A 15,149-nucleotide genomic window follows, 5' to 3' on the forward strand; every position below is an offset into this window, starting at 1 on the left:
CTCGGCGATGTCCTCGCCGCCGCCGGCGGCGAGCTGGGCCTCGACCTCGGCGGCGTCCAGGTCCACGCCCTGGGAGCACAGCGCGCCCGGCTCGGGCACGTCGCGGCTCTGCTCGTAGGCGCGGATGAAGCGCTGGAGGCTCTCGTCGTCCGGGCTGTCGGCCGCGACCTGGCGGCCCCAGGAGGAGGCGACGATCGGGCCGTCCATCTCACCCTCGTACGGGGAGACCACCAGGTAGGAACCGGGGGTGTACAGGGCGTCGAGCTGCGCGACCTGGTCGGCGGGCAGCTCGGGGTCGTAGGCGACCCACACCGCGCCGTGCTCCAGGGAGTGCACCGCGAACTCGGAGGTCACCGGGGCCGGGTAGACACCGCAGTTCTGCCAGGCGCTCCAGTGGTCGCCGCCGACCGGCGGGCTCTGCTCGTAGTCGACCTTCTCCCCGGTGTCCACGTGGAGGTAGGAGCCGATCTCGTACTCGGCCATGCCGGGGATCTGGCGGCTGCGATAGTCCATGTAGAAAAGGAAGCCGATCAGGCCCGCGATCAGGGCGACCGCCAGGGTGCCACCGGTGATGGCGAGGATCTTGCGCCGTCTCTCCTTGCGCAGGCGCTCCGCCTTGAGGGCGGCAGCGCGCTGGCGGCGCTCCTCCGCCGTCTTCTTCTTGGCCACTGGGTCTCCTGAGGTGGGTGGTGGGGCCTGGGACTTACCTATCCTCTACTTTGGCATCACAGTCGTGCGATTTGACCAGGATGGTTCCGATGGGAAACGAAAGCGGTACCGAGCGCGACCCGATCGGTGATCTCGACGACACCGCGGACCGTCCCGAGTCGGGCGACGAGGAGACCGTCCCGGGGGAGTTTCCGGAGGAATCCGAGATCCGCCCGGTCTCGCTCACATCGGTGCCGACCTGGGCCGCAGTGATCCTGGTCGCGGTCGCCCTGCTCGGCGGCTACCTGCTGGGGCGCCCCTCCCACCCGCTGGACACCGGAGCCGACGCGGGGTTCCTGCGGGACATGAGCGTCCACCACGCACAGGCCGTGGACATGTCGATGATCATCCTGGAGAAGTCCGAGGACCCCGAGCTGCGCACCGTCGCCACCGACATGGCCCGCACCCAGCAGGAGCAGGTGGGGCGGATGAAGGGCTGGCTGCTGGCCTGGGACCTGCCGGTGCGCGCCCCGGGTGCGCCGATGGCCTGGATGGAGGGGCACGACCACGGCGGCGGCCAGGGCGGGGTGCCCGAGACCATGCCGGGGCTGGCCACCGCGGAGCAGCTCGACGAGCTGCGGGCGGCCGAGGGTGTGGACGCCGAGATCGTCTTCCTGGAGCTGATGATCGACCACCACCTGGGCGGCATCGAGATGGCCCGGGCCGAGGTGGACCTGGGGCGGGAGGAGATGGTCGTGGGCTTCGCCCAGGGCATGATCAACGCCCAGGGGGCCGAGGTGGACCTCATGGAGCGCCTGCTGGCGGACCGCACCGGCGGCTGACGGCACCGACCGACCACACCGGCCGGCCTTGTCGACCGACCCTGTCGCCTGACCGCGTCAGTCGACCGCGTCGGTCGGCCGCCTCCCGCACTCCCCGCCGACACACTGGTAGAAGGGGCCTGCGGGATCCCCCGCATCCTCATGTACTACGATTCGTAGTACTACCGGCGGTCGGTATCTGAGAGGCGGGTTATGGAAGCCCTTGAACTCGCGCGGTGGCAGTTCGGTGTCACCACGATCTACCATTTCCTGTTCGTGCCGTTGACCATCGGCCTGTCGTTCATCGTGGCCGTCCTACAGACCTTCTGGTACCGCACCGGCAGGCACGAGTACCTCCAGGCGACCCAGTTCTTCGGGAAGCTCTTCCTCATCAACTTCGCCATGGGCGTGGTCACCGGCATCGTCCAGGAGTTCCAGTTCGGCATGAACTGGAGCGAGTACTCCCGCTTCGTCGGCGACGTGTTCGGCGCGCCGCTGGCCATGGAGGCGCTGCTCGCCTTCTTCCTGGAGTCCACGTTCATCGGACTGTGGATCTTCGGCTGGCACCGGCTGCCCCGCGCCGCCCACCTGGCCTGCATCTGGATGGTGGCGATCGGCACCAACCTGTCGGCGTACTTCATCCTCGCCGCCAACGCCTGGATGCGCCGCCCCGTCGGGTTCGAGGTCAACCCCGAGACCGGGCGCGCCGAGCTCAACGACATCTGGGCCGTGCTCAGTAACGACCAGGCCTGGTCCACCTACCTGCACACCGTCTCGGCCGCGTTCATCACCGCCGGGCTGTTCGTGGTGTGCGTCAGCGCCTACAAGCTCTGGCGCAACCAGAAGCACGGGGACACCGGGATCCGCGGGGTGACACCACCCAAGAACGACTTCGCCCTGTTCCGCGGCACGCTCAAGGTCGGCCTGGTCTTCACGCTCATCGCCGGGGTGGTCGTGGGCATCTCCGGCGACCACCAGGCCAAGCTCGCCGCCCAGTACGAGCCGATGAAGCTCGCCGCCGCCGAGGCCCTGTGGGACACCGAGGAGGGCGCCGCGTTCTCCGCGTTCGCCGTCGGCGACACCGAGGCCCGGTACAACCCCATCGACATCACCGTCCCCAACATCCTCAGCTTCCTCGCCACCGGCGAGTTCGACGGCGAGGTCCACGGGATGAACAACCTCCAGGAGGCCTACGAGGCCGAGTACGGCGAGGGGAACTACATCCCCAACGTGTTCGTCACGTACTGGTCGTTCCGCCTCATGATGGGCCTGGGCATGGCCGGGGTCGCCATCGCCGCTCTCGGGCTGTGGCTCACCCGGGGCAGGGACCGGATGCCGTCCGTCAACGGCCGGCTCACCCGCTGGTTCTACCCGCTCGCCGTGTTCGCGCTGCCCGCGGCCCTGGCCGCCAACATCTTCGGCTGGGTGCTCACCGAGATGGGCCGCCAGCCCTGGACCGTCCACGGCTACCTGCTCACCGCCGCCAGCGTCTCGCCCGGCGTGAGCCTGGCCACCGTCGCCCTGAGCCTGACCGGGTTCACCCTCATCTACGGCCTGCTCGCCGTGGTGGAGGTCGGCCTGCTGGTCAAGTACATCAAGGCGGGCCCGTCCCACCTCGTCCCCGACCTCGAAAAGGACGGCGACGAGTCGAAGATCCCCCACTTCAGCTACTAGGAGCACCGGACCATGGATCTGGCCGTCATCTGGTTCATCGCCATCTCGGTCCTGTGGATCGGGTACTTCGTCCTGGAGGGATTCGACTTCGGGGTCGGCACCCTGCTGCCGTTCATGGGCAAGCGGGACTCCGTCGACCGGCGGGTCGCCATCAACGCCATCGGCCCGGTGTGGGACGCCAACGAGGTGTGGCTGCTCACCGCGGGCGGGGCCATGTTCGCCGCGTTCCCCGCCTGGTACGCGTCCCTGTTCAGCGGGTTCTACCTGCCGCTGTTCCTCATCCTCATCGCGCTCATCCTGCGCGGTGTGGCGTTCGAGTACCGCGGCAAGCGCGACAGCTCCACCTGGCGGCTGTGGTGGGACCGGGCCATCTTCTTCGGCAGCGCCGCGCCCGCCCTGCTGTGGGGCGTCGCCTTCGCCAACATCGTCCGGGGCGTGGCCATGGACGCCGACCACATCGTCACCGCGTCGCTGCTCGACCTGCTCAACCCGTACGCGCTGCTGGGCGGGCTGACCACCCTGTCGCTGTACACCCTGCACGGGGCGGTGTTCCTGAGCCTGAAGACGGACGGGCCGGTGCGGGCGCGGGCCCGCGCCGCCGCCCTGCGCGTCGCCTGCGTGGCCGTGCCCGCCGGGGCCGGGTTCCTGCTGTGGACCCAGCTCGCCCACGGGCAGGTGTGGACCTGGCCGCTGGTGGCGCTGGCCGCCCTGACACTGGTCGGCGGGGTCGCGGCGGCCTGGGCGCGGCGGGAGGGGCCGGCCTTCGGGCTGATGGTGGTGACCATCATCGCCGCCGTGGTCACCCTGTTCGGATCGCTGTTCCCGAACGTGCTGCCCTCCACCATCGACCCGGCGTTCAGCCTCACCGTCGAGAACGCGTCCTCGGCGGACTACACGCTCACCATCATGACGTGGGTGGCGGTGGTGTTCCTGCCGCTGGTGCTGCTCTACCAGGGGTGGAGCTACTGGGTGTTCCGCAAGCGGGTCACCGGCGCCACCGTCACCGGTGAGACCGTCACCCAGGGCGCCGACTCCTGAGACCGGTTCCGAGGAAGGACGCGGCCCCCTCCCCCATCGCCCGGGGCGGGGGCCGTGGCCGTATCCGGCGCCCATCGGCAAGACTGAAAGCCTGCGCCCGCACGCACGCCCGTCGCCCTCCACTCAAGGGGTCCCATTGAAACCGCTCGATCCGCGCCTGGTGCGGACCGCCGACGCGGTCCGCGCCCACCTGGCCGTCTCCGTGCTCAGCGGGGTGGCGATCACCGGGCTGATCCTGGCCCAGGCCTGGCTGCTCGCCCGTGTCATCTCCGGGGTGTTCGCCGGGGACGGGTTCGACGCCCTGGGGTGGGCGATCGCCGCCGTCGCCGGGATCGCCCTCACCCGGGCCCTGCTGTCGTACGTCGCCGAGGCGTCCGCGCTGCACAGCGCCGCCCGCACCAAGTCGATCCTGCGGCGGCGGCTGATCGACAGCGTCACCGGCGACGGAACGGTGTGGACGGCCCGGCGCGGCGCGGACGGCGAGTCCCCCAAGGCCGGGGAGCTGGTCACCCTGGCCACCCGGGGCCTGGACGCGCTCGACGACTACTTCGCGCGCTACCTGCCCCAGCTGGTGCTGGCGGCCATCGTGCCGGTCGCCGTGCTGGCCGTGGTGTTCTGGGCCGACTGGATCTCCGGGATCGTCATCCTGGTGACGGTGCCGCTCATCCCGGTCTTCATGGCGCTCATCGGCATGCACACCCAGAGCCGCACCGAACGGCAGTGGCGGCTGCTGAGCAGGCTCGGCGGGCACTTCCTGGACGTGGTGGAGGGGCTGCCGACCCTGGCGGTGTTCCGGCGGGCCAAGGCGCAGGCGGCGCTCATCCGCAAGGTCGGCGAGGAGCACCGCAGGGCGACCATGGGGACGCTGCGGATCGCGTTCCTGTCCGCGTTCGCCCTGGAGCTGCTGGCCACCCTGGCGGTGGCGCTGGTCGCCGTCGAGGTGGGGCTGCGGCTGCTGGGCGGGCACATGGACTACCAGACCGCGCTGCTGGTGCTGATCCTGGCGCCGGAGGCGTACCTGCCGCTGCGCGAGGTGGGCGCCCGGTTCCACGCGAGCATGGAGGGCGTGGCCGCCGCCGACCAGGTGTTCACCGAACTGGACCGGCGCCGGGACGGCGGGGACGGCGACGTCCCCGCGCCCACCGGTGAGCGGTCCCCCGCCACCGGCGGCGACCTGCGGCTGAGCGGGGTGTCGCTGACCTACCCGGGGCGGGACCTGCCCGCCCTGTCCGGGGTGGACCTGACCGTGCGCGCGGGCGAACGGGTGCTGCTCACCGGGCCCAGCGGGTCCGGCAAGACCACCCTGCTGTCGCTGCTGCTGCGGATGAACACCCCCTCCGGCGGGCGGGTCGAGGTGCGCGAGCCCGGCAGCGCGTGGGCGCCGCTGGAGTCGGTGCCCGCCGACGACTGGCGGCTGGGGGTGGCCTGGGTGCCCCAGCACCCCTACCTGTTCGACGTGTCGGTGGCCGACAACATCCGGCTGGGCGACCCCGACACCCCGCTGGAGCGGGTGCGCGAGGCGGCGCGGCTGGCCGAGGCCGACGGGTTCGTGTCCGCGCTGCCCGACGGGTACGAGACCCGGCTCGGCGAACGCGGCGCCCGGCTCTCGGCCGGCCAGCGCCAGCGGATCGCGCTGGCCCGGGCGTTCTGCCGGGACGCCCCGCTGGTGCTGCTGGACGAGCCCACCGCCCACCTGGACCCGGAGAACGCCGCCGCGGTCCGCACCGCCGTGGACCGCCTGCTCCGGGGGCGCACCGCGGTCATCGTCGCCCACGACACCGGCTGGGCCGAGGCCGTCCTCGGCGCCCGGGTCGTGGAACTCCCGCTGCCGGGCCGTGAAGGGGCGCTGAGCCGATGAGCACGATCGACACTTCACCCGCGGGCGCCGACGCCGCGCCCGTCCCCGAGGCGGAGCGCCGACGCGACCCGCTGCGGCGGATGGTCGCGCTGGCCCGGCCCCGGGCCGGGCGGTTCGCGCTGGGCGTCCTGCTGGGCGCGGTCGCCACCGGGTCCGGGGTGGCGCTGCTGGGGGTGGCCGCGTGGATGCTGGCCACCGCGGCCTCGCACCCGGCGATCACGGCGCTGGGGGTCTCGGTGGTGGCCACCCGGGCGCTGGGGGTCGGCAAGGGGGTGAGCCGGTACCTGGAGCGGCTGGTCACCCACGACGCCGCGTTCCGCACGCTGGCCGAGGTGCGGGTGCGGGTGTACCGCAGGCTCGCCGCCACCGAGCCCTTCGGCCGGTTCCGGTCCGGCGACCTGGTGTCGCGGCTGGTCAACGACACCGAGGCCACCCTGGACCTGCTGGTGCGCGGGCTGACCCCGCCGCTGGTGTCCCTGGTGACCGGCGGCGTCACCGTCCTGGTGGTCACCGCCGTGTACGCGCCCGGCGGGGCGCTGCTGGCCGCGGGCCTGCTGCTGGCGGGGCTGGCGGTGCCGTGGGCGGCGGCCGCGCTGGGCCGGGCGCCGGGGCGGCGCCAGGCGGTGGCGCGCGGGCGGCTGTCGACCTCCCTGGTGGACACCCTGCACGGGGCGCCGGACCTCATCGCCTACGGGGCGATGGGGCGCCAGGTGGCCCGGGTGTACGAGGCCGACGAGGAGCTGACCCGGATGGCGCGGCGCGACGCCGCGATCCTGGGCCTGGGTGCGGGGGCGACGACGCTCATCACCGGGCTCACCGTCTGGGGCGCGCTCTTCCTCGGGGTGCTGGCCGTGGAAGGCGGCGGCCTGGACGCGGTGTCGCTCGCGGTGCTCGTGCTGGTGACCCTGGCGGCGTTCGAGATCGTCGCCCCGCTGCCCGCCGTGGCCGCCAAGCTGGGGGCGATCCGGGAGAGCGGGGCGCGGCTGTTCGGGGTGCTGGACACCCCGGCGGCGGTCGCCCCGGCCGCCCGCACCGGCCTGGACCCGCACGGCGACTCGGCCGTCCGCGTCCGCGGGCTGCGGGTGCGCTACACCCCGGACGGGCCCTGGGCCCTGGACGGCGTGGACCTGGACGTCCCCGCCGGTGGGACCGTCGCGGTGGTGGGCCCCAGCGGCGCGGGCAAGAGCACCCTGGCCTCCGTCCTGCTGCGCTTCCGCGACCCCGACTCCGGACACGTCGAGCTCGGGGGCGCCGACATCACCGCGTACCCGGCCGACGAGGTGCGCGCCGTGATCTCCGGGGTCCCCCAGGACCCGCACGTGTTCGCCTCGACCCTGCGCGAGAACCTCAAGCTCGCCCGCCCGGACGCCACCGACGACGACCTGTGGGCGGCCCTGCGCCGGGCCCGCCTCGCCGACGCGGTCACCGACATGCCCGACGGCCTCGACACCCGCGTGGGCACCCACGGCCTGGGCCTGAGCGGCGGCATGGTCCAGCGCCTGGCCCTGGCCCGCGCCCTGCTGGCCGCGCCCCGCGTCCTGGTCCTGGACGAACCCACCGCCCACCTGGACCCGGACACCCGCGACGCGGTCGTCGACGACCTGCTCGCCGCCGCCGAGGGCTACTCGACGCTCCTCATCACCCACGACCTCACCGGCCTGGACCGCGTCGACCGCATCGTCGTCGTCCGGGACGGCCGCGTCGTCCAGTCCGGCACCCACACCGAACTCCTGGCCCGCCCCGGCTGGTACCGCGACGTCCACCCCGGCCTCTAGCCGAGCAGCCCCTCCGCCGCCAGCTCCACCCCGAACGGCTCCGGCAGCCGCACATGCCCGCCCCGCACGGCCCTGGCCACCTCGCGGTAGTCGTGGCCATCGGGGTCGGAGAACAGGGCGATCTCGCCCAGCCGCGGGTCGACCACGAGGTACAGCGGGACCCGGGAGCGGGCGTAGCCCTGCGCCTTGGCCTTCCAGTCGTGGAGCGCGCTGCTGGGCGAGACGACCTCCAGCGCGAACTCGACGGCCTCCATCGGCCGGATCCACTCCGGCCCGTCCCACCCCTCGCCGTCCGCGACGGCGATCGGCATGACCAATAGGTCCGGCACGTAGTGGTCCCCGGTCGCCGCGTTCTCCACCGTCACCATCTGCAAGGTGACGAGGTCGTCCGGCAGGATGCCGGTGATGAGGCGCTCGACCCCGTGCACGATGCGCGCATGCCGATACGTCGGCGTCGGCGACACCACCGTCCGGCCGCCGACGACCTCCGCCCGGTACCCTTCCGGAAGATCGAGGTCGTCTTTCACCGCGCACGGCTCCGGAAGCGCACCCGCACCGGTTCCGGCCCGGCGAGGTCGGGGTCGACGGCGTCCGGCAGGGCGTCGAAGCCCTCCATGACGCGGTCGGCGAAGGAGTCGAACCCGTCGTCGCCGACGGAGCCGTGGCTCGCCTCGAAGGAGGGGTCGGCCACCAGGTGGTGAATGGTCACAGGTCCCCGTCCCTTCGGCAGGCCGCCCGCAGCAGCCTACGGCGGCGGGGGCGTCCCCGGGGGCGGTTCGGGGAAACGGGGGCGGACTGGCAGGGGCGGCGGGGATTGCCCTAATGTTCCAGCGTGGCCAATCCCGTACGTGAAGTCCTCGGCGGAGTCGGCGCGCTGGCGCGCGGCTTCGGCCTGCTGCTGCGCAGACCGCGCCTGTTCGTGCTGGGCGCGCTGCCCGCGCTGATCACCTCGCTGCTGTTCCTGGCGCTGTTCGTGGTCCTGGTGATCAACCTGACCGACCTGGCCGAGTGGGCGACCCCCTTCGCCGCGGACTGGGGCGAGGTCTGGCGGAACCTGGTGCGCGGCGCCGTCGCCCTGGGCATCCTGGCCGGGACGATCCTGCTGATGGTGGTGTCGTTCACCACCATCACGCTGGCCCTGGGCGCGCCGATCTACGACAAGATCACCGACCTGGTCGAGCACGAGCTCGGCAACCCCCCGGCGGAGACGGACGAGTCGTTCTGGGCGGGGCTGGGCCGGTCGGTGCGCCAGTCCCTGGTGATCATCCTGGCCTCGCTGCTGGTGACCCTCATGGTGTTCTTCATCGGGTTCATCCCGGTGGTCGGCGCGATCGTCGGCTCGGTGCTGGCCGCCCTGCTGGGCGGGTGGCTGCTGGGGATCGAGCTGGTGGCCGGGTCGTTCGACCGCCGCCGCCTGATCACCATCAAGGAGCGCCGCAAGTGGATGGGCACCCGGCGGCTGCGGGTGCTGGGGTTCACCGTCCCCACCTACCTGCTGCTGGCGATCCCGTTCGTGGCGGTCGTGGTGTTCCCGGCGGCGACGGCGGGCGGCACCATCCTGGCCCGGCAGCTGCTGGGCGTGCCCGAGCTGCCGCGGGGTGTGGCCCGGGCGACCCCGGTGCAGCCGCCGCAGCCGCCGGCGCCCCCGGCCTGAACACACGAAAGGGGGGCGGCCCGAGCGGGCCGCCCCCCTTTTTCGCTTGTCAGCGCAGGCCCGGCGAGCGGCGCAGCGCCGTGGTGATCATCCGGTCCACCAGCGTCGCGTAGTCCACCCCCGTGGCCGCCCACATCTGCGGGAACGCCGACGCCGGCGTGAACCCCGGCATCGTGTTCAGCTCGTTGACCAGGACCTCGCCGTCCTTGGTGTAGAAGAAGTCCACCCGGGCCAGCCCCTCGCAGCCCATCGCCTCGAACACCTCGGCGGCCAGCCCGCGCAGCCGCGCCGTGACCTCCTCGGGGATCTCCGCGGGGATGGTCAGCCCGCTGGTCGACAGGTACTTGGCCTCGAAGTCGTAGAAGTCGAAGCCCTCCGCCACGTGCACCTCGGCCGGGAACGACACGTCGGGCGTGCCGCCGTCCTCGGACTCCAGCACCCCGCACTCGATCTCGCGCCCGATGACCTGGGCCTCCACCAGCACCTTGGGGTCGTGCTCGCGGGCCGCCTCGATCGCCGCGACCACCGCGTCGGTGTCGGAGGAGTCCCGCACCTTGCTGATGCCCACGCTGCTGCCCGCCCGGGCCGGCTTGACGAACACGGTCTCGCCCAGCTCCGCGATGTCGTCCAGCACCTTCTTGCGCTCGGTGCGCCAGCGCCGGTCGGTGATGGCGACGTAGTCGCTGGTGGGGATCCCGTTGCCGGTCAGGATCGCCTTCATGAACACCTTGTCCATGGCGGCGGCGCTGGAGAACACCCCGGCGCCCGCGTAGCGCACGCCCATCATCTCGAACAGCCCCTGGATGGTGCCGTCCTCACCGAAGGGCCCGTGCAGCAGCGGCAGCACCACGTCGACCTCGGCCAGCCGGGAGGGCCCCTCGGCGGGATCCACCACCATCAGCTGCCCGGCGGCGTCGAACGGCAGGGCCAGCTCCCGGCCGCCCTCCTCCGACACGGTCGGCAGGGCCTTGGTGCCCTCCTCGATGCGCAGCCGCTCGGGGTCGCCGGAGGTCAGCACCCAGTTGCCGGTCTTGGTGATGCCGACCGGCACGACCTCGTAGCGGTCGTGGTCGATCACCGACAGGACGCTGCCCGCGGTGACGCAGGAGATCTCGTGTTCGGAACTGCGACCGCCGAAGACGACGGCGACCCGGATCCTTCGCTGCTCGGACGACATGGTGCTGACCCTTTGTGCTCGTTGCCGGAAAAGAAGCGGCCGGGGGTCCTCCCGGCCTGCTCGTGTGTCAGTTGCCCCCGAGGGCCGCCAGGGCGTCCCCGATGAGGTCCTGGGGGTCCTCCAGGCCGATGGAGAACCGTACCGCACCCGGTGAGATGCCGGCGGCCGCCAGTTCGACGTCGTTCATGTTCCGGTGCGACGTGGAGGCGACGTGACCGGCCAGGGTGTGGGTGCCGCCCAGGGACGCGGCGATGGTGGCGACCCTGAGGCGGTCCGCGAACGCCATCCCGGCCTCCCACCCGCCACGCGGGTGGACGGTGACGACGGCGCCGTACCGGCCGGCGTCGAACAGTTCGGCGGCGAGCTTGGCCTGCGGGTGCGAGTCCAGGGACGGGTGGTCGACCCGCTCCACCAGCGGGTGCCCCTCCAGGGCCGCGGCGAACACCGCGGCGGTCTCGCACTGGCGCCGCACCCGCAGCGGCAGCGTCTCCAGGCCCCGGTGCAGCAGGTACGCCTCGTCGGGGGCCAGGCAGGGCCCCAGGTCGACCCGCGCCGAGCGGATCCGGTCGATGAAGGACGGCGCGGCCACGGCCACGCCGCCGGTGGTGTCGCTGTGCCCGCCGATGTACTTGGTGGCGGAGTGCACCACCACGTCGGCCCCGTACTCCAGGGGCCGGCACACCGCCGGGGAGGCGAACGTGGAGTCCACCACCAGGGCGGCCCCGGCCTCCCGGGCGATCCGCGCCAGCCCGGGCAGGTCCGAGACGGTCATGGTGGGGTTGGACAGGGTCTCGGTGAACAGCACCGCGGTGCCCGGCCGCACGGCCTCGCGCACCGCGTCCAGGTCGGTGATGTCCACGAAGTCGGTGCGCACCCCGAACCGGCGCAGCAGCCGGTCCAGCAGCGAGTAGGTGTTGCCGTAGATGGACCGCGACGCCACCACGTGCGAGCCCGCCTCGGTGAGCGCCATGAACACGGTGCTCAGCGCGCCCATCCCGGAGGCGAACGCCTGGCCGCGCACCCGGTCGGGCAGGCCCGCGCCCTCCAGCGCCGCGACCGCCTCCGCGAAGGCGTCCACGGTGGGGCTGTCGATGCGGGCGTAGGAGTAGCCCTGCCGCGCACCGGACAGGACGTCTGCGTAGTCCTGGGAGGTGTCGAAGGCGTAGGTGGTGGCCCGGTGGACCGGCATCCGCATGGGACGTTCGGCGGGCACGGCCGCGGGCGGCGGGGAGACCGCCCGGGTGTGCTCGCCCCCGGCCGCGGGTGTGTACGACATCGCTGCTCGCTCTCAGACCCCGTAGCGCTCGGGTTTGGCACTGCGCGCCATGAAGGCGACGAGTGCCTCGGCGGGGCTCAGGTCGTGGTGCATCATCTTGACGACGGCCTCGGTGATCGGCAGGTCGACCCCGCGGGCCCAGCCGAGTTCCAGGACGGACTCGGAGGACTTGACCCCTTCGGCGGTCTGCCGGGTCTCGGCGATGACCTGTTCCAGGGTCTTACCCTTGCCCAGTTTCTCACCGAAGGTCCGGTTCCGCGACAGCGGCGACGAGCATGTCGCGACGAGGTCGCCCATCCCGGCCAGCCCGGACAGGGTGTGCTCGTCGGCGCCCAGGGCCACCGCCAGGCGGGTCGTCTCGGCCAGACCGCGAGTGATGAGCGACGCCTTGGTGTTGTCGCCGAACCCCATGCCCTCGGCCACGCCCACGGCCAGGGCGATCACGTTCTTCATGGCGCCGCCGATCTCCACGCCCACCAGGTCGGTGCTGGTGTAGGGGCGGAAGTACGGGGCCTTGAACAGCGACTGGAGGCGGACGGCCGTCTCCTCGTGCGGGCAGGCGACCACGGCGGTGGCGGGCTGGCGCTCGGCGATCTCCCGGGCCAGGTTGGGGCCAGAGACCACGGCCAGGCGCTCGGCGGGCAGCTCCAGCACCTCGGCGATGACCTGCGAGGCGGTCAGGTGGGTGCCCAGCTCCACGCCCTTCATGAGGCTGACGACGACCGCGTCCTCGCGCAGGTGCCCGCGCCACCGCGCCAGGTTGTCCCGCAGCGACTGGGTGGGCACCGCCATGACCACGACCTCGGCCTCGGCCAGCGCCTTGGCGGCGTCGGTGGTGGCGGTCAGCCGCGGGTTGAGGGTGATCCCGGGCAGGTAGTCGGGGTTCTGCGAGGTGTGGTTGACGGCGTCGACCACCTCGGGGCGCCGTCCCCACAGGACGACCTCCGCGGCGGGGGCGGCCGGGTCCTGGGACAGGGTGTGGGCGGCGGCGTCCGCGATGACGTTCGCGAACACGGTGCCCCACGACCCGGAGCCCAGGACGGCGATCCGCACGCTGTCGTTGCCCGTCACCGTCACTCCGTCGCACCCTTCGTGGCGTTGCCGTTGCTCTCGTCGGCCGACCCGGCCTGCTGCTTCTTCTTCTCGGCCTCCTCCAGGCGGGCGCGCTTGAGGTCGTAGCGCACCGCGGGCGGCTGCTCGCCGCGGATCTTCGCCTGGAGGGCGGTGATGTCGTCCATGATCGCGTCGGTGGCCTCCTTGAGGACCGTCGCGGTCAGCGGCCGCCCCTTGAAGCGCTCCAGGTCCACCGGGGGCCCGGCCAGGAACTCCAGGCGCTTGCGCGGGAACAGGCTCGGCTTCTTCGCACCGTAGGGCAGGATGTGCTGCTCGCCCCAGTGGGCCACCGGGACGACCGGGACGCCGGTGGTCAGGGCCAGCCGGGCCACACCGGTCTTGGCGCTCATCGGCCACAGGTCCGGGTCGCGGGTGCAGGTGCCCTCGGGGTAGAAGATCACCGACGCGCCGTCGCGGGTGAGCGCCAGCTCGGCCTCCTTGAGGGCCTTGACCGCGTCGGTGGTGCCGCGCTTGACCGGGATCTGGCCCGTGCTCTTGGCGACCGACCGCACCACGGGGATCTTCATGACCCCGTCCTTCATCGTGAAGGTGGGCCAGCGGCGGGCCCCGATGTAGAGGAAGTGCGCCACCGTCAGCGGGTCCGTCAGCGACAGGTGGTTGGCCGCGATGATCACGCCGCCCTGGGCCGGAACGTTCTCGGTGCCCTTCCAGTCCGGCTTGGTGACGAACCACAGGACGAAGCGGACGATGCGGGAGACGACCGCCTTCACCCACCGCGATTCTCGTTGCTTGGCCACGGGACTCCTCATTCCATCGCTCTGCGGCCCCTACCGGACCTCGGAGCACATTCGGTTCAGTTTAGGACGCTCTCGACCCCACTCCCGCTCCGCAAGGGCAGGTCACGGTGCCGCCACATCCCTGGGCCCACCCGCCGCCCACCACCACCCTCAACGGATGGCCTGCGGCGGCGGCTTTACCCGGGGCCCCGCGCCGCGCCTCTCGCGAAGCCCTACCCTCGTCACTGTCGTGGCCGTACGAGCGTCCCGGGGGAGAACGTGGCCGGCGTCGGAGAGCGGGAGGGGGCTGCGGACCCCGGAGTGCGCTGGTCCCTGGTCGTCCCAGTCAAGCACCTCGGGCTCGCCAAGTCGCGTCTGGCCCCGGCCCCGGGGCCGGGGCGCGAGGAGTTGGCGCTGGCGTTCGCCTGCGACACCGTGGCCGCCGCGCTGGCCTGTCCGGCGGTCGCGGAGGTCCTGGCCGTCACCGACGACCCGCGCGCGGGCGCCGAGCTGGCGGCGCTGGGCGCGGCGGTGGTGACCGGGGAGCCGGGCACCGGCCTCAACCCGGCGCTGGAGCACGGGGCGCGCGCGGCCCGGCACCGGGCGCCGGGGGCGGGCGTGTGCGCGCTGTCGGCGGACCTGCCCGCGCTGCGCCCGGCGGAACTGGGCCGGGTGCTGGCCGCCGCGGCCGGGCACGGCCGGTCGTTCCTGGCCGACGCCCCCGGGGTGGGGACGACCCTGTACGCGGCGGCGCCGGGGCACCGGTTCTCCCCCGCGTTCGAGGGCGCCTCGCGCGCTCGGCACCTGGCCGCGGGGGCGCGGGAGCTGCGGCTCCCCGACGTGGCGTCGGTGCGCCGGGACGTGGACACCCCCGCCGACCTGGCGGCGGCGCTGGAGCTGGGCGTGGGCCCGCGCACCCGGGCGCTGACCGCCGCGCCGACGCCCTAGAGGCTTACAGGCCCCGGACACGACTCCGCCCGGGTCCGTGCGGACCCGGGCGGAGCGCGGTCACGGTCGGTTCTGGACCGTGTCCTACTTCTTGTCCCCGTTGACGAGTGCCTTGAAGTCGGCGCCGGCCCGGAACTTCGGAACGAAGCTCGCGGGAACGTCGATGGTGGCGCCGGTGGCGGGGTTGCGAGCGGTGCGCGCGGCACGCTCGGCCTTCTCGAAAACACCGAAGCCGGTGATGGCGACCTTGTCGCCCGACGCCACGGTGGCCTGAATGGTCTCAAGCACAGCGTTGACCGCTTCGGTCGCGGTCTTCTTGTCTCCGAGTCGGTCGGAGATCGCGTCGATCAGGTCACGCTTGTTCATAAGGTTCCTCCGGTTCCCCCTTGCTCGCACGAAATTAGGGGACACAGAGGCCCTTGCACAAATA

At 72.6% G+C, this 15,149-nt stretch carries 15 protein-coding genes; 7 read left to right on the forward strand and 8 right to left on the reverse strand.

Annotated elements, in window-relative coordinates; genetic code table 11:
* A partial coding sequence (locus ACJOT3_RS23095; protein WP_406975185.1) for a thioredoxin-like domain-containing protein occupies positions 1-669 on the reverse strand: 669 nt, incomplete at its 3' end.
* A gap of 89 nt (positions 670-758) precedes the next feature.
* Between ACJOT3_RS23095 and ACJOT3_RS23100 the strand changes: the two genes are divergently transcribed.
* The 5 genes from ACJOT3_RS23100 to cydC all read left to right on the forward strand — a co-directional run bounded on the left by ACJOT3_RS23100 (position 759) and on the right by cydC (position 7,814).
* Positions 759-1,490 carry a DUF305 domain-containing protein gene (locus tag ACJOT3_RS23100; RefSeq protein ID WP_406975186.1) on the forward strand — a complete coding sequence of 244 codons (732 nt, stop codon included), beginning with the start codon at positions 759-761 and terminating at the stop codon, positions 1,488-1,490.
* 192 nt (positions 1,491-1,682) lie between these two features.
* Positions 1,683-3,143 carry a cytochrome ubiquinol oxidase subunit I gene (locus tag ACJOT3_RS23105; RefSeq protein ID WP_406975187.1) on the forward strand — a complete coding sequence of 487 codons (1,461 nt, stop codon included), beginning with the start codon at positions 1,683-1,685 and terminating at the stop codon, positions 3,141-3,143.
* Positions 3,144-3,155: 12 nt separating this feature from the next.
* Positions 3,156-4,181, forward strand: a complete 1,026-nt coding sequence (gene cydB / locus ACJOT3_RS23110; RefSeq protein ID WP_406975188.1) for a cytochrome d ubiquinol oxidase subunit II — start codon at positions 3,156-3,158, stop codon at positions 4,179-4,181.
* A 136-nt stretch (positions 4,182-4,317) separates the two neighbouring features.
* Positions 4,318-6,039, forward strand: coding sequence for a thiol reductant ABC exporter subunit CydD (gene cydD / locus ACJOT3_RS23115; protein ID WP_406975189.1), 1,722 nt, complete (start codon positions 4,318-4,320; stop codon positions 6,037-6,039).
* Positions 6,036-7,814 carry a thiol reductant ABC exporter subunit CydC gene (gene cydC / locus ACJOT3_RS23120; protein ID WP_406975190.1) on the forward strand — a complete coding sequence of 593 codons (1,779 nt, stop codon included), beginning with the start codon at positions 6,036-6,038 and terminating at the stop codon, positions 7,812-7,814. The genes cydD and cydC overlap by 4 nt, the downstream gene beginning before the upstream one ends.
* Here cydC and ACJOT3_RS23125 read toward each other — a convergent pair.
* Together ACJOT3_RS23125 and ACJOT3_RS23130 are read right to left on the reverse strand one after the other, a co-directional pair.
* Positions 7,811-8,341 (reverse strand): Uma2 family endonuclease, encoded by a 531-nt coding sequence (locus ACJOT3_RS23125; RefSeq protein WP_406975191.1) that lies wholly within the window; start codon positions 8,339-8,341, stop codon positions 7,811-7,813. The two genes, cydC and ACJOT3_RS23125, sit on opposite strands and share 4 nt — an antisense overlap.
* Positions 8,338-8,523: a hypothetical protein gene (locus tag ACJOT3_RS23130; RefSeq protein WP_406975192.1), complete on the reverse strand. Its 186-nt coding sequence runs from the start codon at positions 8,521-8,523 to the stop codon at positions 8,338-8,340. Before ACJOT3_RS23130 ends, ACJOT3_RS23125 begins: the two co-directional genes overlap by 4 nt.
* 123 nt (positions 8,524-8,646) lie before the next feature.
* Here ACJOT3_RS23130 and ACJOT3_RS23135 point away from each other — a divergent pair, with 123 nt between their 5' ends.
* Positions 8,647-9,468, forward strand: coding sequence for an EI24 domain-containing protein (locus ACJOT3_RS23135; protein WP_406975193.1), 822 nt, complete (start codon positions 8,647-8,649; stop codon positions 9,466-9,468).
* A gap of 49 nt (positions 9,469-9,517) precedes the next feature.
* Here the strand turns inward: ACJOT3_RS23135 and ACJOT3_RS23140 are convergent, their stop codons facing one another.
* The 4 genes from ACJOT3_RS23140 to ACJOT3_RS23155 form a co-directional block, all read right to left on the reverse strand.
* Positions 9,518-10,645 (reverse strand): D-alanine--D-alanine ligase family protein, encoded by a 1,128-nt coding sequence (locus ACJOT3_RS23140; protein ID WP_406975194.1) that lies wholly within the window; start codon positions 10,643-10,645, stop codon positions 9,518-9,520.
* Between the two features lie 67 nt (positions 10,646-10,712).
* Positions 10,713-11,921: a trans-sulfuration enzyme family protein gene (locus tag ACJOT3_RS23145; RefSeq protein ID WP_406975195.1), complete on the reverse strand. Its 1,209-nt coding sequence runs from the start codon at positions 11,919-11,921 to the stop codon at positions 10,713-10,715.
* A 12-nt stretch (positions 11,922-11,933) separates the two neighbouring features.
* Positions 11,934-12,992 carry an NAD(P)H-dependent glycerol-3-phosphate dehydrogenase gene (locus tag ACJOT3_RS23150; protein ID WP_406975196.1) on the reverse strand — a complete coding sequence of 353 codons (1,059 nt, stop codon included), beginning with the start codon at positions 12,990-12,992 and terminating at the stop codon, positions 11,934-11,936.
* Positions 12,993-12,994: 2 nt separating this feature from the next.
* Positions 12,995-13,792: a lysophospholipid acyltransferase family protein gene (locus tag ACJOT3_RS23155; RefSeq protein WP_406975197.1), complete on the reverse strand. Its 798-nt coding sequence runs from the start codon at positions 13,790-13,792 to the stop codon at positions 12,995-12,997.
* A 300-nt stretch (positions 13,793-14,092) separates the two neighbouring features.
* Between ACJOT3_RS23155 and cofC the strand changes: the two genes are divergently transcribed.
* Complete coding sequence (gene cofC / locus ACJOT3_RS23160; protein WP_406975198.1) at positions 14,093-14,719, forward strand: 2-phospho-L-lactate guanylyltransferase; 627 nt, start codon at positions 14,093-14,095, stop codon at positions 14,717-14,719.
* 84 nt (positions 14,720-14,803) lie between these two features.
* Here cofC and ACJOT3_RS23165 read toward each other — a convergent pair whose 3' ends face one another.
* A complete protein-coding gene (locus ACJOT3_RS23165; protein ID WP_073379845.1) occupies positions 14,804-15,085 on the reverse strand; it encodes an HU family DNA-binding protein in 282 nt (93 codons plus the stop codon).
* Positions 15,086-15,149 lie beyond the last annotated feature (64 nt).

It is taken from the genome of Nocardiopsis protaetiae, assembly GCF_045446735.1.
Lineage (GTDB): Bacteria > Actinomycetota > Actinomycetes > Streptosporangiales > Streptosporangiaceae > Nocardiopsis > Nocardiopsis protaetiae.

What these genes read in the sequence shown, in the direction of transcription:
- ACJOT3_RS23165 (WP_073379845.1), bottom strand. Translation starts at nt 15,085, where the DNA reads ATGAACAAGCGTGACCTGATCGACGCGATCTCCGACCGACTCGGAGAC.
- cydC (WP_406975190.1), top strand. Translation starts at nt 6,036, where the DNA reads ATGAGCACGATCGACACTTCACCCGCGGGCGCCGACGCCGCGCCCGTC.
- ACJOT3_RS23145 (WP_406975195.1), bottom strand. Translation starts at nt 11,921, where the DNA reads ATGTCGTACACACCCGCGGCCGGGGGCGAGCACACCCGGGCGGTCTCC.
- ACJOT3_RS23105 (WP_406975187.1), top strand. Translation starts at nt 1,683, where the DNA reads ATGGAAGCCCTTGAACTCGCGCGGTGGCAGTTCGGTGTCACCACGATC.
- ACJOT3_RS23100 (WP_406975186.1), top strand. Translation starts at nt 759, where the DNA reads ATGGGAAACGAAAGCGGTACCGAGCGCGACCCGATCGGTGATCTCGAC.
- cydB (WP_406975188.1), top strand. Translation starts at nt 3,156, where the DNA reads ATGGATCTGGCCGTCATCTGGTTCATCGCCATCTCGGTCCTGTGGATC.
- ACJOT3_RS23140 (WP_406975194.1), bottom strand. Translation starts at nt 10,645, where the DNA reads ATGTCGTCCGAGCAGCGAAGGATCCGGGTCGCCGTCGTCTTCGGCGGT.